Annotated in this window: 17 protein-coding genes; 8 read left to right on the top strand and 9 right to left on the bottom strand. The window is 63.4% G+C overall.

What is annotated here, in order from left to right; genetic code table 11:
• The first annotated feature begins 2 nt into the window (after nucleotides 1-2).
• From KIH45_RS10410 to cydB, 6 genes are all read left to right on the top strand, one after another.
• Nucleotides 3-1,298, top strand: a complete 1,296-nt coding sequence (locus KIH45_RS10410) for an ABC transporter substrate-binding protein (protein ID WP_213175932.1) — start codon at nucleotides 3-5, stop codon at nucleotides 1,296-1,298.
• Nucleotides 1,295-2,215, top strand: coding sequence for a carbohydrate ABC transporter permease (locus tag KIH45_RS10405; protein WP_213175931.1), 921 nt, complete (start codon nucleotides 1,295-1,297; stop codon nucleotides 2,213-2,215). The genes KIH45_RS10410 and KIH45_RS10405 overlap by 4 nt, the downstream gene beginning before the upstream one ends.
• The gene (locus KIH45_RS10400; RefSeq protein ID WP_213175930.1) at nucleotides 2,212-3,045 is read left to right on the top strand and encodes a carbohydrate ABC transporter permease; all 834 of its coding nucleotides are present in this window, start codon (nucleotides 2,212-2,214) and stop codon (nucleotides 3,043-3,045) included. The genes KIH45_RS10405 and KIH45_RS10400 overlap by 4 nt, the downstream gene beginning before the upstream one ends.
• 3 nt (nucleotides 3,046-3,048) lie before the next feature.
• Entirely contained in the window at nucleotides 3,049-4,044 is a 996-nt protein-coding gene (locus tag KIH45_RS10395; RefSeq protein WP_213175929.1) for an ABC transporter ATP-binding protein, read from the top strand.
• 98 nt (nucleotides 4,045-4,142) lie between these two features.
• A complete protein-coding gene (locus tag KIH45_RS10390) occupies nucleotides 4,143-5,624 on the top strand; it encodes a cytochrome ubiquinol oxidase subunit I (protein WP_213175928.1) in 1,482 nt (493 codons plus the stop codon).
• Nucleotides 5,624-6,619 carry a cytochrome d ubiquinol oxidase subunit II gene (gene cydB / locus KIH45_RS10385; protein WP_213175927.1) on the top strand — a complete coding sequence of 332 codons (996 nt, stop codon included), beginning with the start codon at nucleotides 5,624-5,626 and terminating at the stop codon, nucleotides 6,617-6,619. Before KIH45_RS10390 ends, cydB begins: the two co-directional genes overlap by 1 nt.
• 18 nt (nucleotides 6,620-6,637) lie before the next feature.
• Here the strand turns inward: cydB and KIH45_RS10380 are convergent, their stop codons facing one another.
• Nucleotides 6,638-7,648 carry a HupA family protein gene (locus tag KIH45_RS10380; RefSeq protein WP_213175926.1) on the bottom strand — a complete coding sequence of 337 codons (1,011 nt, stop codon included), beginning with the start codon at nucleotides 7,646-7,648 and terminating at the stop codon, nucleotides 6,638-6,640.
• Between the two features lie 95 nt (nucleotides 7,649-7,743).
• On the opposite strand from KIH45_RS10380, the gene KIH45_RS10375 reads away from it, so the two are divergent.
• Nucleotides 7,744-7,875: a DUF2474 domain-containing protein gene (locus KIH45_RS10375; protein ID WP_213175925.1), complete on the top strand. Its 132-nt coding sequence runs from the start codon at nucleotides 7,744-7,746 to the stop codon at nucleotides 7,873-7,875.
• Between the two features lie 9 nt (nucleotides 7,876-7,884).
• Here KIH45_RS10375 and KIH45_RS10370 read toward each other — a convergent pair whose 3' ends face one another.
• From KIH45_RS10370 to phhA, 4 genes are all read right to left on the bottom strand, one after another.
• Nucleotides 7,885-9,042: an iron-containing alcohol dehydrogenase gene (locus KIH45_RS10370; protein ID WP_213175924.1), complete on the bottom strand. Its 1,158-nt coding sequence runs from the start codon at nucleotides 9,040-9,042 to the stop codon at nucleotides 7,885-7,887.
• A 62-nt stretch (nucleotides 9,043-9,104) separates the two neighbouring features.
• Nucleotides 9,105-9,986, bottom strand: a complete 882-nt coding sequence (locus tag KIH45_RS10365; RefSeq protein WP_337925458.1) for a mechanosensitive ion channel family protein — start codon at nucleotides 9,984-9,986, stop codon at nucleotides 9,105-9,107.
• 144 nt (nucleotides 9,987-10,130) lie between these two features.
• On the bottom strand, nucleotides 10,131-11,240 hold the full coding sequence (gene hppD / locus KIH45_RS10360) for a 4-hydroxyphenylpyruvate dioxygenase (protein WP_213175923.1): 1,110 nt from the start codon (nucleotides 11,238-11,240) through the stop codon (nucleotides 10,131-10,133).
• Nucleotides 11,237-12,106, bottom strand: a complete 870-nt coding sequence (phhA, locus tag KIH45_RS10355; RefSeq protein WP_213175922.1) for a phenylalanine 4-monooxygenase — start codon at nucleotides 12,104-12,106, stop codon at nucleotides 11,237-11,239. Before phhA ends, hppD begins: the two co-directional genes overlap by 4 nt.
• Nucleotides 12,107-12,213: 107 nt before the next feature.
• Here phhA and KIH45_RS10350 point away from each other — a divergent pair, with 107 nt between their 5' ends.
• Nucleotides 12,214-12,675: an Lrp/AsnC family transcriptional regulator gene (locus tag KIH45_RS10350; protein ID WP_213175921.1), complete on the top strand. Its 462-nt coding sequence runs from the start codon at nucleotides 12,214-12,216 to the stop codon at nucleotides 12,673-12,675.
• On the opposite strand, the gene KIH45_RS10345 is transcribed toward KIH45_RS10350, so the two are convergent.
• From KIH45_RS10345 to KIH45_RS10330, 4 genes are all read right to left on the bottom strand, one after another.
• Nucleotides 12,676-14,280, bottom strand: coding sequence for a DUF4139 domain-containing protein (locus tag KIH45_RS10345; RefSeq protein WP_213175920.1), 1,605 nt, complete (start codon nucleotides 14,278-14,280; stop codon nucleotides 12,676-12,678). It lies immediately after the preceding gene.
• An 11-nt stretch (nucleotides 14,281-14,291) separates the two neighbouring features.
• The gene (locus KIH45_RS10340; RefSeq protein ID WP_420481932.1) at nucleotides 14,292-15,818 is read right to left on the bottom strand and encodes a DUF4139 domain-containing protein; all 1,527 of its coding nucleotides are present in this window, start codon (nucleotides 15,816-15,818) and stop codon (nucleotides 14,292-14,294) included.
• Between the two features lie 163 nt (nucleotides 15,819-15,981).
• Entirely contained in the window at nucleotides 15,982-17,967 is a 1,986-nt protein-coding gene (locus KIH45_RS10335; RefSeq protein WP_225899851.1) for an EAL domain-containing protein, read from the bottom strand.
• Complete coding sequence (locus KIH45_RS10330; RefSeq protein WP_213175918.1) at nucleotides 17,964-18,503, bottom strand: heme NO-binding domain-containing protein; 540 nt, start codon at nucleotides 18,501-18,503, stop codon at nucleotides 17,964-17,966. The genes KIH45_RS10335 and KIH45_RS10330 overlap by 4 nt, the downstream gene beginning before the upstream one ends.
• Between the last annotated feature and the right edge of the window lie 125 nt (nucleotides 18,504-18,628).

Raw genomic sequence — 18,628 nt, 5'->3', positions numbered from 1 at the left:
CGATGGCGCGCCTGCGCGTTTTCCTCGTCGCGATCGTGGCGCTTTTCGCGCTGGGCCCCGCACAAGCCCAGCGCGATGGCGCGCATGTCTCGATCGCGTGCGGGGCGCTTGGTATCGAGCTTGAATTGTGCAGGGAAGCGGCGCAGCAATGGGCGCGCGAAACCGGCAATACGGTCGAGATCGTCAACACCCCCAATTCGTCGAGCGACCGTTTCCAGCTTTACGTCCAGCTCCTGTCCTCGCAGTCGTCGGACATCGACGTGCTGCAGATCGACGTCATCTGGGCGGGCATGCTGCAGACGCACCTGGCAGACCTTTCCGAGATAGGTGAGACAGCGGACGGCATGATGTTCCCCGCGCTGGTCGCCAACAACCGCGTCGGCGGGAAGTTCGTGGCCGTGCCATGGTTCATCTCCGCAGGGGTGCTCTATTACCGCAAGGACCTGCTGGCGAAATACGGCTATGCCCCGCCCGAAACGTGGGACGATCTTACCCGCATCGCCGCTGCCATCCAGAAGGCTGAGCGCGAGGCGGGTAATCGCCGCATGTGGGGCTATGTCTTTCAGGCCAAGGCGAGCGAAAGCCTGACTTGCAATGCGCTGGAATGGGTCTCGTCATATGGCGGCGGATCGTTCCTTGCCCCTGACCGGGCTTATACCGGCGACAACCCGCGCGCCGCCGCGGCGCTCGACCGGGCTGCGAAGTGGGTCGGCACGATTTCGCCGCGCGGCGTGCTGAACTACGACGAGGAAGCATCGCGAGGTGTGTTCCAGACCGGCAATGCCGTCTTCATGCGCAACTGGCCCTATGCATGGGCGCTGGCGCAGGCGGAGAGCAGCCCGATCCGCGGCAAGGTCGGCGTCGTCGCGCTGCCCGCAGGACCGGGCGGCGAGAGCGCGGCAACACTGGGCGGCTGGCAACTTGCCGTGTCGCGCTATTCGAAGAACCCCGAGGCGGCCAAAGACCTCGTGCGCTATCTCACCAGCGCCAAGGAGCAAAAGCGCCGTGCGATCAAGGGCGCCTACAACCCGACGATCATGGCGCTCTATCAGGATGCCGACGTGCTGGAGGCGAACCCGTTCTTCGGCACGCTCTACCCCGCGTTCGAGAATGCGGTAGCCCGTCCGGCGCGTCCGGCAGGCGCGCGCTACAACCAGGTATCCGACGCGATCTGGCGGGCGAGTTACGACGTGCTGCAAGGCGACACATCGGGCAGCCGGGCGCTGGCCAATCTCGAAGAGGAAATAGCCCGCATCGCCTTCCGCGCCCGCTGGGCCGAGAAGGAGGTCGGCGAGTGAGCGCGCGTTCCGCCATCGACAAGGCGCGTGCGCGGTCGGCGTGGGTCTTCGTTGCGCCGATGCTGATCGTCCTCGCGCTTGTCGCGGCGTGGCCGCTGGCGCGCACGATCTGGTTCTCGATGACCAACGCGACGCTGGTCGACCTGACGGATTACGACTTCATCTGGTTCGACAACTTCGTCGTCCATGCCGACGGGCGTTGGTACGGCATCTTCACCGATCCGCAATGGCTTCGCGCGCTGTGGAACACGCTGGTCTTCGCCGCCGTTTCGGTCAGCCTCGAACTCGTGCTGGGCGTGATCGTCGCGCTGATCGTCAATGCCGCGCTTCCGGGCCGGGGCCTGATGCGCGCGGCGATGCTGGTGCCATGGGCGATCCCGACGGTGGTGTCGGCGAAAATCTGGCAATGGATGCTCAATGACCAGTTCGGCGTGGTGAACGCCATGCTGGAAGGGGCGGGATTTATCGACGGGCCGATCGCATGGCTTGGCGGGTCGAGCCTTGCGATGGTGTCGATCATCATGGTCGATGTCTGGAAGACGACGCCGTTCGTCGCGTTGCTCGTGCTGGCCGCGTTGCAGACTCTGCCGAAAGAGATTTACGAGGCGGCGAAAGTCGACGGCATTCATCCGGTGAAGGTCTTCTTCAGGGTGACCCTGCCGCTGATCAAGCCCGCGCTTGTCGTCGCGGTGATCTTCCGGCTGCTGGACGCGATGCGTATGTTCGATCTCGTCTACGTCATGACGGGGTCGAGCGAGGAGACGATGACGCTCTCGGTCTTCGCGCGGCAGGCGCTCGTATCGTTTCAGGACGTGGGCTACGGCTCCGCCGCCTCTACGGGGCTGTTCCTCATCATCGCGCTTATCACCGTCATCTACATCATGACGCTGAAGCCGCTGGGGAAGGAGGCGTCATGAAGGGCAAGGCTGCCTTGAAGACCGGCGGTCTGGTCGCGCTCTGGATCGTCGTCGCGCTGTTCCTGCTGTTTCCGTTCTACTACGCGGTAGTCTCGTCCTTCCGCGAAGGGTCGGCGATCTTTGAGGCTTCGCTCTGGCCCGCGAACCCGACTTTCGCGAACTACGAAGCGGTGATGACGGACCAGCCTTTCGCGACGAATATCCTCAACTCGCTGATCGTCGCCGTCTCGGTCGTCGCGCTGTCGCTGGGGCTGGCGACGTTTGCGTCCTATGCTTTCGGGCGGGCGAAGTTCAAAGGGCGGCGACTGCTGCTCTACACGATCCTCGGCGTATCGATGTTTCCGCAAGTCGCGGTGCTGTCGGGCCTGTTCGAGATCGTGCGCCTGTTCGGGCTCTACAACAATCTGCTCTCCCTCGTGTTCAGCTACATGATCTTCACCCTGCCCTTCACGGTCTGGGTGCTGACGAGCTTCATGCGCGATCTGCCGGTGGAGATCGAAGAGGCCGCAATCATGGACGGCGCGTCGTCGTGGACTATCGTGACCAAGGTGTTCCTGCCGCTGCTCGCGCCCGCGCTGGTGACGACGGGACTGCTCGCCTTCATCGCGGCGTGGAACGAGTTTCTCTTCGCGCTCTCGTTCACGCTTACCAACGAACAGCGCACCGTGCCTGTCGCCATCGCGCTGATCACCGGGGCCAGCCAGTACGAACTGCCGTGGGGCAACATCATGGCCGCCTCCGTCATCGTGACGGTGCCGCTGATCGTGCTGGTGCTGTTCTTCCAGAAGAAACTCGTCGCCGGGCTGACTGCCGGCGCAGTGAAGGGATAAGAGATGTCGTCCGTCCGCCTTGAAGGCATAGCCAAGCGTTTCGGTTCGACCGAAGTGATCCGCGGCGTCGACCTCGACATCCAGAGCGGCGAATTCGTCGTCTTTGTCGGTGCGTCGGGTTCGGGCAAATCGACCCTTCTGCGCATGATCGCAGGACTGGAGCAGCCGAGCGAGGGCCGCGTCTTCATCGGCGACAGCGACGTGACCGACGCCCCGCCGTCTGAGCGCGGCGTGTCGATGGTGTTCCAATCCTACGCGCTCTACCCGCACATGACGGTGCGCGAGAATATCGCCTTCGGTCTCAAGCTGAAGAAGACAGGCAAGGCCGCGATGGAAGAGGCCGTCACCCGCGTCGCTACCATGCTTGAGATCGAGGCGCTGCTCGACCGCAAGCCAGGGCAATTGTCGGGCGGCCAGCGGCAGCGCGTCGCCATTGCGCGGGCCATCGTGCGCGAACCGGACGTATTCCTGTTCGACGAGCCGCTTTCCAACCTCGACGCCGCGCTGCGCACCCGCACGCGGATCGAGATCAAGGACCTGCACCGCAAGCTTGCCGCGACGATGATCTACGTGACGCACGACCAGGTCGAGGCGATGAGCCTTGCCGACCGCATGGTGATCCTGAACGGCGGGCATATCGAACAGGTCGGACCGCCGGTCGTGCTCTATCACGAGCCTGCGACGAAATATGTCGCGGCCTTCCTCGGCTCGCCTACGATGAATTTCCTGCCGCCTTCGGTGGTCGGCGATGCGGGCGGGGCGGACAGCGTCGGCATCCGGCCCGAGGATATGCGTGTCGCCGACAGCGGGCTGTCCGGCACGATCGAGGAAGTCGAGGAACTGGGCGAGACGCGCATTCTTCACGTCAAGCTTGAGGGCGGCGAAACCATCGCAGTCAGGGACCGTTCGCTCGACGATCCGAAGATCGGACAGGTGGTCTCGGTGACGTTCGACGATACCGCGATCCACCGCTTCGATGCGAAGGGTGCGCGTATCTGACAATCGCGAGCAAAATGCATTTCGCGCAACTGCGACGGTATTCTGCGCGCTTTTAATGCAACTTACACGGCTGTAAGGACGCGCCTCAAGGAGAAGACATGTTCGACAGCCTTGATGCCCTGTTCCTGGCGCGAGCCCAGTTCGCGTTCACGGTCAGCTTCCACTTCATCTTCCCGGCCTTTTCGATCGGGCTCGCCAGCTATCTCATGGTGCTGGAAGGGCTGTGGCTGAAAACGGGCAAGTCGCTCTACCTCGACCTGTTCAAGTACTGGCTGAAGATCTTCGCCGTCGCCTTCGCGATGGGCGTCGTGTCGGGCATCGTCATGTCCTACCAGTTCGGCACGAACTGGGCGGTATTCTCCGACAAGGCGGGGCCGGTGATCGGCCCACTCATGGCCTACGAAGTGCTGACCGCCTTCTTCCTGGAGGCCGGCTTCCTTGGCGTCATGCTGTTCGGGATGGAGAAGGTGGGAAAGAAGATCCACTTTGCCGCGACCTGCATGGTGGCGCTCGGCACTTTCATCTCGGCCTTCTGGATCCTGTCGGTGAACAGCTGGATGCAGACGCCCACGGGATACGAACTGGGCGCGAACGGGCAGTTCATGCCGGGCGATTCCTGGCTCGCCATCATCTTCAACCCCAGCTTTCCTTATCGCCTCGTTCATACAGTGATCGCGGCCTACCTGACGACTGCGCTGGCCGTGGGCGGAGTGGGTGCGTGGCACTTGCTGAAGGACCGGTCGAACGCGCACGCGCGCAAGATGTTCTCGATGGCGATGTGGATGGCCGCGCTCGTCGCGCCGGTGCAGATCTTTGCCGGTGACATGCACGGGCTCAACACGCTCGAACATCAGCCCGCCAAGGTCATGGCGATGGAAGGGCACTACGAGAGCCACCCTGATGGCGCGCCGCTGATCCTGTTCGGCATTCCCGACAGCGAGGCGGGCGAGGTCAAATACGCGATCGAGATTCCCAAGGCCTCTTCGCTGATCCTGAAGCACGATCCCAATGCGCCGCTGGCAGGGCTCGACACGATCCCTGAAGAAGATCACCCGCCCGTAGGCGTCGTCTTCTGGGCTTTCCGTATCATGGTCGGCATCGGGTTCGCGATGCTGGGGCTGGGCATGTGGAGCCTGCTCGCGCGCTTTCGCGGCAAGCTATACGACTGGTCGTGGCTGCACCGCGCAGCGATCGTGATGGGGCCGTCGGGCTTCGTCGCGGTGATCGCGGGTTGGTTTACGACCGAAGTGGGCCGCCAGCCGTATACCGTATATGGCCTGCTGCGCACCGTGGACAGCGCCAGCCCGCTCGACGCCCCTGCCGTGGGTGCATCGCTGCTGGCTTTTGTCATCATCTACTTCGCCGTCTTCGGCATGGGCGCGTGGTACATCCTGCACCTGATGAAGAAGGCGCCGCATCCGCACGAAATGGGTGTGAAGCGTGGAATGAAGGGCCCGATCCGCACCGCCGGCATCACGCCTGGACCGACGCAGAACCCCGGCCATGCCGAGAGGCTGCCTGATAGCGATCCCACCGACGAGGATCCGCCCGAAGGCTACAACGAAGGGGGAGAACGCTGATGGACCTCACGATCCTGTGGGCAGGCATCATCGCCTTCGCCGTCTTCGCCTATGTCGTCATGGACGGGTTCGACCTTGGCATCGGCGTGCTGTTCCCGACATTCAAGGTCGGGCCGGAACGCGACCAGGCGATGAACTCCATCGCGCCGGTGTGGGATGGCAACGAAACGTGGCTGGTGCTGGGCGGCGGCGGGCTGTTTGCCGCGTTCCCGCTGGCCTATGCCGTGCTGCTGCCTGCGACTTACCCGCTGGTCATCGCCATGTTGCTCGGCCTCGTCTTTCGCGGCGTGGCGTTCGAATTCCGCTGGCGCGATCCCGCGCACCGGCCGTTCTGGGACGCGGCGTTCACCGGCGGTTCGCTGGTCGCATCGATGTCGCAGGGCATGATCCTTGGCGCGATGCTGCAGGGGATCGAGGTCGCGAACCGCGCCTATGCCGGATCGTGGTTTGACTGGCTGACGCCCTACACGCTGCTGACCGGCCTAGGTACGACGGCGGGCTATGCGCTGCTGGGTTCGACGTGGCTGATCTGGAAGCTGGAAGGTCCGGCGCAGGACCACGCCTATAAACTGGCGTTCAAGGCGATGCTGGCGACCGCGGCGCTGATGGCGGCGGTCTCGCTCTACAATCTGGGGCTGCGCCCCGAATATGCCGAACGCTGGCTGACGACGCCGGAAATCCTGTTCACCTGGCCGATCCCGATCGCGACGGCGATCGCGGGCATTTTCCTGTGGCGCGCGCTGGTAAAGCGCCGCGAGGTCGCGCCGTTCCTTTTGAGCCTGCTGCTCTTCCTGCTCGGCATGGCGGGGCTGGGGCTGACGATGTACCCGGACGTGGTACCGCCCGACATGACGATCTGGGATGCCGCCGCCCCCGAACGCAGCCAGATTTTCATGCTGGTGGGTGTCGGCCTGACGATGCCGCTGATCATCGCCTATACCGCGTGGGCCTACTGGGTGTTTCGCGGGAAGGTCGGGACGGAAGGCTATCACTGAGCCTTCCGCCCCATGTCCTTAGCGGCTGGCAGTAAGCGTCATGTTGCCGATCGTGCCCCAGGTGCGGTTCGTGATGTCGGGGTCGTTCGAGGAATAGGTGATGGCGAAGCCGATCTCCTTGCCCTGCGGACCGAAGAACCAACCTTCGAACGGGATGTTCTTGTCGGGGTCCTCGTAATTGAACAGGCCGCCGATGCCGTAGGGCTCGTCATTGATGCCGACATCGGTCGCGGTCAGCGTGCCGAGATCGATCGTGTTCGGAGCACTGGCGGCAAGACCCGATCCCGAGTTGTTGGCCAGCGTGCCGGTGACATCCATCGAGATGCTGACGCTGTAGGTATTCATGTTCACCGAGACCGAAATGTTCGATCCCGAGAGGCTGTAACTGGCGACGGAATTATCGTCGAACTGGCGAGTGATCGTGCCGGCCAGATCGAACGCGGTGTAGCTGACCGACGATGCGCTGGGCCGGTCGTTCGGGTCGGATGGAACACCGAACACGCAGTTGCGGTTCTGCGTCGTGCCCATCGCGGTGTTCGGCAGCTGATAGAACATCGAGCGCGCATATTGCAGCTTGCTGCCGCCCGGTTCGGGCGCCGCGATCAGCAACGTCTTGGGCGGGGCGCCCGTCTGGTCGATCCGGTAGTAGTTTTCGACCAGTGGATTGGTGGACGTGACGGCATCGGCCGGTCCGAACGTCTGGCTGACTTCGCCCGACACCGTCCAGGTATCCGCCGATGCGTCATAGGACAGCGTCTGCGTGTCCATGCCGAACGGGATCGGGATGGAGCTAAATGCTTGGAACGAGTCACGCTCAAGCCCTGCGCAAGTCAGCGCGAAAGTCTGGTTGCCGGTCAGTTCGGCATAAGTGCTGTACGTGGGTGACGGGGTGGGGCTTGGTGACGGTGAAGGCGTCGGCGTTCCGCCCCCTCCGGTCGGGGCCCCGCCGCCTGAACTGCTGCCTCCGCCACCGCAAGCGGACAGCACGAGGATTCCGGCTATCACGCCGGCTAACTTACTGCGACCCATAAGACATTCCCTCCAATTATCGGCATTGATTGCGCCGGAAATCGGGAATTGGGAAGATACTTTGTGGGTCGGATTGAACTTATTCTGGAAGCGTCATGAAACAGCCTGAAAACGACCCTGCCGGCCCCCTGTGGAAGCGCCTGATCTGGCTGGTCGTGATCTGGGCGGGAAGTGTCGCGGCGCTGGGTGCGGTGGCCTATGTGCTCAGGCTCTGGATTGCGCCTTAGCTCCCAGTCTCAGGACCACGCCTGCCGGTATAGCTCGACAATGGCGTCCGCATCCGCCGCCATCGGGTTGTTGGCGGGGGACCCCGAGGCGATGGCCTGTTCGCTCATGACCGGAAGCAGTTCGTCCCAACGCTCTTTCGCGATGCCGTAGGCACCGGGCCCGGGCACGTCGAGATCGGCGTTGAAACGCTCCAGCTCTTCCACCAGCCGCGCGGTTGCCAATTGGTCCGCATCACTGTCGGCGGCAACGCCCATGGCGCGGGCGCAGTCGGCATAGCGGGCCGTGGCGGCCGGTACCGAATAGCGCGTGACGACGGGAAGCAGCATCGCGTTGGAAAGCCCGTGCGGCACGTGGAAGAAGGCACCGATAGGGCGGCTCATCCCGTGGACCAGTGCGACAGAGGCGTTGGAAAACGCCAGCCCCGCGTGGTGCGCGCCCAGCATCATCGCCTCTCTCGCCGCGCGGTTGGACGGATCGTCGCAGGCCGTGCGCAAGTTCGGCGCGATCAGCTTCATCGCCGAAATCGCCATGGCATCGGAAAAGGCGTTCGCCTTTTTCGAGACATAGGCCTCGATCGCGTGGGTCAGGGAATCGATGCCGGTGTCGGCGGTCAACCGGCGCGGCTTCGTCAGCGTGAGTTCGTAGTCGATCACCGCCAGCATCGGCAGGAAAGCCAGCCCTGCGCAGAGCATCTTTTCGTCTGTCGCTTCGTCGGTGATGATCGTGAAACGGGTCGCCTCCGAACCCGTGCCCGCCGTCGTCGGAATGGCGATGACGGGCAGGCCGGGCGTATCGGTGATCGTCGGCACTTTCAGCGAAGGGATGGGCCGCGGGTCCAGCGCCAGTGCGGCAACCGCTTTCGAGGTATCGATCGGGCTGCCGCCGCCAAAGCCGATGACGCAATCGAAATCGCCTGCGCGCACGACGTCGAGCGCCGCTTCCACCACGGCGACCGTCGGATCGGGAACCGTGTCGGCAAAAACCGTGCTGCTGCAACCCGATTTACTCAGGATGTCCTGAAGCTTTTCGACTAGTCCGCTGCCTGCAAGAAACGCATCGGTGACGATCAGCGCTTTCGACAGGCCGGCGGCCTGCATCAGCGATCCGGTTTCAGAAAGTGTTCCGCCGCCAATACGGATGCGGCGGGGCAGGTTGATGTCGTACATGTGCGTGTTCTCCCGCTCACCGTCATAGACCGGCGGGCGGGAAAACAATACTGCCGCAGCGATCAGTCCTGCTTTGTTTCGGGTGCAGGCAGGAAGGGCACCGGTTCCTTGAAGGTATGGGTGATGTAGGGAAACGGAATCTCGATGTCCGCAGCTTCAAGCCCTGCCTTCACGCGCTTGAAGATATCATCGCGGATGGCGAACATGTCGCGCGGCATCGAACCGCACCACCAGCGGATCATGAAATCGACCGAACTGCCGCCGAAGTTGACGACATAGACGTCGATCGGCTTGTCGTCGGGTATGTCCTCAAGACCTTCGAGCGACTTCTTGATCACTTCGGTCGCGTGGTCGAGATCGGTGTCGTAGGACACGCCAACCATGACTTCCCAGCGGCGGATCGGCTGTTCGGTCAGGATCTTGACCGGGTTCTTGAACAGCATCGAATTGGGGCAGACCGTCAGCTCGCCGGTGAACTGGCGAATATGCGTTTCGCGCAGCGTAATGTGCTCCACCTTGCCCAGAATGCCTTCAACTTCGACCGCATCGCCGATCTGCATCTTGTCGCGCAGCATGATGAGCACGCCGGCGAGGAAGTTTTCGAAGATGTCCTGAAAGGCGAAACCGATGGCGACGGTGCCGACGCCAAGGCCTGCGATCAGGCCGCCCGCCGACAGGCCGGGAAGCAGGATGGTAAGCGCGATGAGCAGGCCGGCAAGCCAGATCGTCAGCTTTACCAGCGTTTCGACCAGGGCCTTCAGGCTTTCGCGCATCGCGGTCTTGCCGGTGATGCGATCGGCGATGCGCGTTGCGAAACGCGCGACGATCCACGTGATGAAAACGACAAGCAGCGCAATGGCAAGATTGGGCAGCAGGGCGATCAGGCCTTCGCCCATTCCCAGCAGTTCGGTCTTCAGTATCTCGACGATATCCAGCACTTGCACGGCTTCTCCAGCTTTCGGTGTCTTTTTGACAAATCGACCGAAGGCCTAGGGGTTCCGCACCCTGCGGGTCAAACCATACATTGGAGTGAAAATGCAGCGCCAGGCGGTGCAAGCCGGGGACACGCGGCCCCCGGCAGGTGCAAATCAGGCCTTTTCGTCGACCTTGAGCGCCCCGCGGCGCACCTGGTCACGCTCCATGCTTTCGAACAGGGCCGTGAAGTTGCCTTCGCCGAACCCTTCGTCGCCGCGGCGCTGGATGAATTCGAAGAAGACGGGGCCAACCTGCGCCTCGGCAAAAATCTGGAGGAGGAGGCGCGGCGTGCCCCCTTCGGTCGTACCGTCCAGCAGGATGCCGCGCGACTGCAGTTCGCCCACGGGTTCGCCATGGCCGGGCATGCGTTCTTCCAGCATTTCGTAATAAGTCGCAGGCGGCGCGGTCATGAAGGGCACGCCGCTCTCTTTCAGCTTGTCCCACGTGCCCAGCAGATCGTCACAGATGAAGGCGATGTGCTGAATGCCTTCGCCGTTGTAGGCGCGCAGGAATTCCTCGATCTGGCCGCCGCCGGACTTGCCTTCCTCGTTCAGCGGAATGCGGATTTTGCCGTCGGGCGCGGTCAGCGCCTTGCTGGTAAGGCCGGTATATTCGCCCTTGATGTCAAAGAAGCGGATTTCGCGGAAGTTGAACAGCGTTTCGTAATAGTCGGCCCAATAGGCCATGCGCCCGCCATAGACGTTGTGCGTCAGGTGATCGATCCGGTCGAGCCCTGCGCCTTCGGGACGCTTGGCAACGCCGGGCAGGTATTCGAAATCGATGTCGTAGATCGACAGGCTGCCGCCCCCCCCGTTCTTGGCACCGTCGTCGTAACGGTCGGTGAGGTAGATGATGGCGTTGCCGATGCCGCGGATCGCGGGGATGCGCAGTTCCATCGGCCCGGTGTTGGTCTCCACCGGCTCCGCCCCGCGCTTCAGCAGTTCGTCATAGGCCTTGGCCGCATCCTTGACGCGAAAGCCCATGCCGCAGGCCGAGGGGCCATGTTCGCGGCTGAAGTACCATGCAGCGCTGCCCGGTTCGTAATTGGTGACGAGGTTGATGTCGCCCTGACGCCAAAGCTCCACGTCCTTCGCACGGTGGCGCGCCACGCGGGTAAAGCCCATGGCTTCGAACACCGGTTCCAGCACGCCCTTTTCGGGCGCGGAGAATTCCACGAATTCGAACCCGTCGAGGCCGATGGGATTTTCGAAAAGGTCGGTCATGATGCTTTCTCCGCAAGCTTTCCGCGCCACGCCGCCTCGCCTTCCAGCAGGGTGCCTGCCGGAATCGGGTCGCTGTCGCGCCAGGTTTCGTAGATGGGTCCGAAGTCCAGTTCGACGAGCCGCTGCAGAAGCTGCTCCATCGAATCGAGGACGAAGTAGTTGGTCTGGAAATCGTCGATCCGGTACGCGGTCTTCATGATGCGTTCGGGATCGAACGGCAGGCGCAGGACATCGGGATCGGTGACCGAATAGACGGTCTCGCCGGCGCTGGACACGATGCCAGCGCCAAAGGCCTTCAGGCCCTTCTTGCTGTCGATCAGGCCGAATTCGATCGTGTACCAGTAAATGCGCGCAAGCATGTCGAGCGCGCCCATTTCCATCGCACGGCGGCCCGCCTTGCCATAGGCTTCGAGGAAGTCGGCAACGCTGGGGTCGAGCAGCATCGGCACGTGGCCGAAGAAGTCGTGAAAGATGTCCGGCTCGACCAGGTAGTCGAGCTCGTGCTCCTCGCGAATCCAGCGGGTGACGGGGAACCGGCGTGCGGCAAGGTGGTCGAAGAAGATCTCGTCCGGGATAAAGCCGGGGACGGCGACAAGCTGCCAGCCGGTCGCTTCCTTCAGCACCATGTTCGCATATTCGAAGCGCGGGATGCCGTAGGAACAATCCAGCCGCTTCAGCCCGTCGAGGAACTGGGGTGCTGCATAAAGTTCGGCGAGCTTGCTCTGCCGCTCGTAAAGGCGGCGCCAGCGGTCGTGCTCTTCGGGCGAATAGGCATCCCAGTCCTGCGCAACGGTATAGTCGCGCCCGGCCTGCGAATAATCGCCGCGCAGTTCACTCTCGCTTTTTGCTGTTCCAGGCTTCTCCATTACGTGCACAATACCATCAACAGGTGGCGATTTGTGTGCTAATCCATGCAAGGTAACGCGGTGACGCGCCGATTTATCGCGTCGAATACCCTAAAGTGAGTGATTTCATGCCCCTCGACAGATTTGACCGCCGTATCATCGCCGCGCTGCAGGAAGATGCGCGCATGACCGTGGCGCAGATCGCGGAACGCGTGTCGCTATCGGCCACGCCCGTAAGCAGGCGGCTGAAAAAGCTGGAGGATGACGGCGTCATCACCGGCTATTCCCCGCGGCTCGATGCGCGCAAGCTGGGCTTCCCGCTCGACGCCTACATCATGATCAACCTGCAGGCGCACAGCGACGAGATCATCGACCGGTTCGAGGGCGAGATTAAGGACAACCCCTATGTGATCGCGTGCCACGCGGTGACCGGCGAGATGGATTACCTGCTGCACGTGACGGCGCGGGACATGGAGCATTTGTCCGAAATCACGCTGAAGACGCTGGTCCGCATTCCCGGCGTGCGCGACGTGAAGTCGATCCTTGTCCTCGAAAACGTGAAGACCTCGCCAGCGCTGCCGGTCGAATAGCTACCGCGCTTGCGCCGGATTGCGGACCTGCCAGTTAAGCTTACGCGTCTCGCCTGCCGGGACCGACAAGCGGATCACTTTTAACCCGTTCTGCATTGCCGTCTTGCGCGAAGACTTACGCACTTCCCACTGCGCGGGGTTGCCGATGGCGATCTCGGCCTCGGCCGCCTCCGCGCTGTCGTTCGTGATGCTGGCGGCGAGTTCATGCCACTTGCCGTCGTGCACGTCGGTTTCGCCGAGCACGAAACCGCGCCCTGCCTCGCACGAGACTTTGACTTGCGAGGACGGGGCAATGGCGATCTCGACTTCCTGCCCCACGGCGCGGTCTTCCATCTTGTCTTCCGCGATCAGAAGCGGGCCATAGCCGCTCGGCTCGAAAACGGTGATCCCGCCTGCGGGAAGCGCGCGGCCAAGCCCGAACCTGTCTTCGTTCGTACTGCGCAGCACGACATCGGCGAGCATCTCGTTACCCGGCATATGCGGCAGGCAGGTGGCACGGTGGACGAGCTTTCCCTCGACCGCGTCCAGCGTCAGGAAAGCGACCTGCTTCTGCGCATTGGCGGCGACGGTGACAGGCTCGGGCACGCGGTAGAGCTTGAGGTCGCCCAAGGCCTCCTCGGTCGCCTTCATCACGGCGGTAGGCGCGAAAGCCATTTCCTGCGCCATGACGCGATTGCCCGTCACGACGATGGCATCGCTCATCACTGCGGGCGGGGGAGGCGGCGGTGGCGGGGGCGGCGGATAGTTCGTCCCCGTTGCCGTGCTGCCGATCCGGTAACAGGTCAGGCGCAGCGGCTCTCCGCGCGGCGGGGTGCCCAGATCGCGGTAGTCGCTCCTGATCTCCAGCTTGCCCGCCACGGCCATCAGTTCGGCATCGGGAAAGCTCTGCCCGTTGCCGTTCGCCAGCGTCAGCCAGGCGGTGAGGTTCAGGCGGCGTTCCCGCTCCTGCCCCGCCTTTGCGAAAGTCGCGACGTAATGCGCGCTCCAGTCAAAGCCCGAGGCGAGGTAGGTCAGCGTGACGGTATAAGTCCCGCCGCTCTCGCTGCGGGTGTCGACGCTATAGACGGGGTTGGGCGACAGGCCTTCGGGCACTTCGTCGAAAGTCAGCCGCTCGGGAATGCCGGCGCATCGCACCGCTTCGTAACCTTCGTCCGTTTGCAGGACGAGCCCGCCGTCGGCCCGCGTCCGCACGATGGCGCGCTCGCTGGTCTCCGCGCCGGTCGCGGGATTTGTGCGCGTGATCGTGACGCGGTTGCCCAGCGCCCCGTTCACGAGTGATGCGGGCGAGAGGATGTCGGCGTTGCGGTTCTTCTCTATCGTCCCGCCGGGAAGGCCGGTGACGATGGCGCTGACCGCGACCATGCTTTCGGCGACGCCATCGAAGCGGATGCGGCTCTCACCCGGCGGCAGGGTGACGGTGCGCGTTTCGGAAATGAGCGCAAAGCCGTTCAGCCAGTTGAGCCGCATGGGCCGGTCGCGGTCGGGATCTCGATAGACGGTGACGGAAAGGCTTTCGGGCGCCGACGCCTCGACTACCGTGCGCGTCTCTGCCTGCGCGGGCAGGGCCAGCGCGCTTACCGCAAGGATCAGGGGAAGGTGCCGCACGGGGCCGCCCCTCAATAGCGGGTTTCGTAGACGACGGTCAGTTCATAGTCGCCGTTCGCGGGCACCGGCACGGTCCACTTGCGGCGGTCGAGATTGATCTGCTCGCCCTTCAGGTTTTCAGACACAACGCGGAAGTCGTTGCTCCAGTATCCGCGGTCGAGCCCTGCCTGCGTCACTTCGACATTGACTGGCACGGGCCGCGCATTGGTGACGCGGTAACGCATCGTCGTGCGGTAGAAGTCCTTGGCCCGGTCGATCTGGACCTGCCGGACGCGCCCGTCCTCGATCACGCGGTAACGGGCCGATCTTTCATATTCCTCAGACGCGATCTTGGTGCGCGCCATGACGGTCGCCTCGACCGACACGTCGAAAGCCTCGCCGGTGCTGAGCGAGAGGCGGCTGCCCATCGGGGTGTGTCCGACTGAATTCTCGCCGATGAACTGCGGCGTGCCGCGCGCATCGCGCTGGTAGAAACGCACCGTGCCAGCGGGAAGCGCATCGCCCAGCCCGCCATTTCGCGAGGAAGAGAAAGCGATCTCGCTCGCGGCCTTCTGCGGTTCGTTGTCGCTCTGCAGCCAGCCGATGGTGCGGGTATAGACCTTGGACGCGGGAACGGCGGTCACGTCTAGGAAGCTGACCTGCTTCGTCTGCGCATTGGCGATCGTCGTGCGTTCATCCAGCGGGTAGAGATAGAAATCGCCCAGCCGCTCGCGGTCCGGGCTCTCGGTGCCCATGGAATCGATGCTGCCCCGCGGCGGGGGCGGCGGGGGCGGCGGGGAAGGGCGGCCATAGCGGTTGTTGTTCTGCGTCTGGACGTTGCCCGCGACCAGCATGGTCTTTGCCGCCTCGAACGTGGTGCCGGTCTGGTTGGTCAGCGTGACCCAGCCCTGCATGTCGACCGTGCCCTTCACCTCGTCGTAAAGCGCGACATAGTCGGCGGACCAGCCGAGCCCCGGCGTCAGATAACGCAGCGATACGGGCCGCGTGCCGCCGCGCGCGGAATCGACCGTCACCGAAAGCGTGGGGCGCGCGCGCAAGTTGTCGGGTACCTTGTCGAAGACCGCGCGCACCGGCAGGCCGTCATCGCGCAGCACTTCGATGCGGTTGCCGATCTGCACCACGACCCCGCCCGCGACGGACAGGACCTTCGCCCGCTCGCGCGTTTCGGCGCCTGTGGCGGGGTTCGTGCGGACGAGCGTGATCGTCTCGCCCACCGCCTTTTCCATGAGCTTGCCCGGCGTCAGCAGGTCATAGTCGAAGTTCTGTTCGACGATCGTCGTGCCCGCGGCATCAAAGGACAGCGTTTCCGCCCGGATGCGGCTGGACACGTCGGGAAACTCGATTCGGGTGCGACCCTGCGGGATCGCGATCTGGCGCACGTCCTGCACCAGCGCCTGTCCGCTGTTGTAGATGGTGACGGCAACGTCGCCTTGCTCGCTCTTGCCGGTCGGGTCGCTCTGGCCAATCGCGGGCGCGGCGATCAAAGCCGTTCCGGCTAGCGCCAGCGATGCGAATGCCCGTTTGAAACCTTTTGCCACGGCCCTATCTCCCCACATTCTGGCGCCTCTCACATTCCGGCGCCTCCCCACACTTTGGCGCTGGTGTTGCACGTTTCGGCTGCAAAAGTGTGAACTATCAGATGGCTGTTTCCTGAACGAGTGCAGGATCAGTGGCGCGGCATAGTGGCAAGGCGGGTGGTGATCAGGCGGCCAGCAGGCCGAAGATGTTCCACTGCGGACGGGGTTTGCCGAACAGGAAGCCCTGGCCCTGCTGGCAACCAAAGCTGGCAAGGACGCGCGCCTGCTCGCTCGTCTCTATCCCTTCGGCGATAACCGTCAGTTCGAGATCGCGGGCAAGGTCGACGATGGCGCGAATGATGTTCACGTTCTTCGGTTCGTGCAGCGATGCGACGAAGCTCTTGTCGATCTTCAGCGAATCGAGTGGCATCTGGTGCAGGTAGGACAGCGAGGAATAGCCCGTCCCGAAATCGTCGAGGCTGGCCTTCACGCCCCACCGGCGGATTTCGGTGAGCACTTCTGCCGCCGCTGCTGCGTCGATGATCGCGACGTTCTCGGTAATCTCGATCTTGAGGCGTGATGGCGCGACGCCCGCGCCGTTGACCGCGCTTTTTACCTGTTTGACGAAGTTGGGCAGCAGGAACTGTTCGGGCGCGATGTTGACTGAAATGAACGGCGATTCCACCGCGCCGGCCATGGGCGGCATGCGCGCGATCGTGGCACAGGCTTCCTGCAGGACCCATTCGCCGATGGTCGACAGCGCGCCGATATCCTCGGCACACGACAGGAACTCGTCCGGCCCGATCAGACCGCGCATCGGGTGGTTCCACCGCAAAAGCGCCTCGAACCCGCAGATGCGCGTGTTGGGGCCCAGCGTGAAGATGGGCTGATAGTAGAGCTGGAATTGCCCCTTCGAAACCGCGTCGCGCACTTCGCCTTCAAGCTGGCGGGCGCGGCGCACCGATGTGCCCAGTTCGCGCGTGAACATGATCGTGCGGCGGCTGCCCAGCTTCTTGGCTTCGTACATGGCAAGGTCGGCGTCGCGCAGCAGGTGATCGTGGCTTTCGTGCACGGTGTTGCTGGTGGCGATGCCGATCGATGCGCCGACATTGACCGAGGTGTTCCCCATGCGAAACGGCGGGGCGAGGCAATCGTGGATCGTTTCGGCAAGCGTGTTGAGCGAGGTGGAATCGAAACGCCCGTGCAGCATCAGCACGAATTCGTCACCGCCGGTACGCGCCAGCAGCGTCTTGGCGCCCAGCCGGTGATGTTCCTGCCAGCTCATCACGGACCGCCCCAGCCGCGCGGCGACCAGCGTCAGCAGCTTGTCGCCGGCGTGGTGGCCGTGGCGGTCGTTCACCGCCTTGAAGCCGTTGAGGTCCAGCACGATCATCGCCATGCCAGTGTTGTCCGCCGGAAGCGACGCGAAGACCGCGTGCGCCCTGTCGGCAAGGATCGCGCGGTTGGGAAGGCCGGTCAGCGTATCGTGCCGCGCGGTCTGCAGCAGCGACCATGCGCGCTGGCGTTCCATCACGCGGCCAAGCTGGGTGCCGATCTGGTTCATCAGCCAGCTCAGTTCCTTGGTCTCGTGGACCGGCTTGCGGGTGAAGAATTCCAGCACCGCGACGATCTCGTTCTCGACCCGCACAGGAAATGCGCAGGCAGAGGCAAGGCCGCAGGCCTCGGCTTCCTTGGCGCGGGTGCAGCCGGTGATCGAATAGAGCTCGCGCGTCCAGACGATGTCGCCTTTTGCCACGACCTTGCCCGGAAGCCCGTTGCCGACTTCGAATTCGGCCTTGCGCGATACCGCGACCAGCCGCGCGAAATCCTGCGGTTCCTGCACGAACCACGTGTCGCAGGCGCAGATGCGTCCTTCGCCGTCGAGCAGGTAGCCGTTGCCGAAATCATAGCCCAGCGTGCAGCAGATCTCCTCCAGCGCGGCCCTGATTGAGGCGTTCACCTCGTTCGAGCTGTTGGCGATGTCGGTGATCTTCTGGAGCAGGCTGATGCGCTGGGTCGATTCGAAGAGGTCGCGCAGGCCCTTTTCGGCAATCGATTCGGCCTCGATCCGCGCCATGCGTTCGCGAAGCACCTGCCGTTCCAGCCGCGCGATGCGAGCCTCGGTATCGGTCGCTTCTCCGAACACGCCAGATGGCTCTCCGGCGTTCATGACATCCACTCGATCCCCATGCGGCAGACGGGATCGCCTTGGTTCATGCACATCTCGTGTTCGATGCGGACCGCTTCGCCAAAGTGGTCGGCCGTGCCGTGGACGAAACCGTGGGCCAACTGGCACAGCTTGCGCGGGGACTGGTAGCCGACCATCAACCGCCCGTCCGCGCCGTGCTGGAAGTGGAAATGCGGGCAGCCTGCGCCCGAATAGAGCTTGCGCACCTCGGGGTGAATGATGTCGTTCACCGACAGGATGAGGCTGCGCGCCGACGTGTGATCCTGGAAGAAGACCGGATAACGCTCTGCCAGAAGCGGCATGGCCTTGCGCCCGAACAGGCGCAGCGTTTCGTCGACCGAGATGTTGAGGCCATTGGCGGCGGCCATGACCAGCGTGAACAGTTCTTCGTCAGGATAGGATCCGACGGAGGTATAGATGCCCGAAACCTCGGTCGCCTCGATCAGGGCGATCCACGTGTCGGCACCGTGGTCGGAGGTGACCACTTCTTCAAGCAGGTTGAAGACTATGCCTTTCACGAGAGCGACTCCGTGTGAGCGAGCGACCGCTCCACCCGCGATACGCCAAAGGTCTTGCCGAATCCTTTCGGGCGCCGGCGTTAACCATGGATCTGCATCATTTTGCGCCAAGTTCGACCGAAGGG

Source organism: Croceicoccus gelatinilyticus (genome assembly GCF_018398395.1).
Taxonomy (GTDB): Bacteria; Pseudomonadota; Alphaproteobacteria; order Sphingomonadales; family Sphingomonadaceae; genus Croceicoccus; species Croceicoccus gelatinilyticus.
The sequence above is the reverse complement of the archived record's forward strand: the minus strand, read 5'-3'. Positions and strand labels throughout refer to the sequence as shown.

What these genes read in the sequence shown, in the direction of transcription:
- KIH45_RS10390 (WP_213175928.1), top strand. Translation starts at nt 4,143, where the DNA reads ATGTTCGACAGCCTTGATGCCCTGTTCCTGGCGCGAGCCCAGTTCGCG.
- hppD (WP_213175923.1), bottom strand. Translation starts at nt 11,240, where the DNA reads ATGACCGACCTTTTCGAAAATCCCATCGGCCTCGACGGGTTCGAATTC.
- KIH45_RS10395 (WP_213175929.1), top strand. Translation starts at nt 3,049, where the DNA reads ATGTCGTCCGTCCGCCTTGAAGGCATAGCCAAGCGTTTCGGTTCGACC.
- KIH45_RS10410 (WP_213175932.1), top strand. Translation starts at nt 3, where the DNA reads ATGGCGCGCCTGCGCGTTTTCCTCGTCGCGATCGTGGCGCTTTTCGCG.
- KIH45_RS10375 (WP_213175925.1), top strand. Translation starts at nt 7,744, where the DNA reads ATGAAACAGCCTGAAAACGACCCTGCCGGCCCCCTGTGGAAGCGCCTG.
- KIH45_RS10370 (WP_213175924.1), bottom strand. Translation starts at nt 9,042, where the DNA reads ATGTACGACATCAACCTGCCCCGCCGCATCCGTATTGGCGGCGGAACA.
- phhA (WP_213175922.1), bottom strand. Translation starts at nt 12,106, where the DNA reads ATGGAGAAGCCTGGAACAGCAAAAAGCGAGAGTGAACTGCGCGGCGAT.
- KIH45_RS10350 (WP_213175921.1), top strand. Translation starts at nt 12,214, where the DNA reads ATGCCCCTCGACAGATTTGACCGCCGTATCATCGCCGCGCTGCAGGAA.
- KIH45_RS10400 (WP_213175930.1), top strand. Translation starts at nt 2,212, where the DNA reads ATGAAGGGCAAGGCTGCCTTGAAGACCGGCGGTCTGGTCGCGCTCTGG.
- cydB (WP_213175927.1), top strand. Translation starts at nt 5,624, where the DNA reads ATGGACCTCACGATCCTGTGGGCAGGCATCATCGCCTTCGCCGTCTTC.
- KIH45_RS10380 (WP_213175926.1), bottom strand. Translation starts at nt 7,648, where the DNA reads ATGGGTCGCAGTAAGTTAGCCGGCGTGATAGCCGGAATCCTCGTGCTG.
- KIH45_RS10335 (WP_225899851.1), bottom strand. Translation starts at nt 17,967, where the DNA reads ATGAACGCCGGAGAGCCATCTGGCGTGTTCGGAGAAGCGACCGATACC.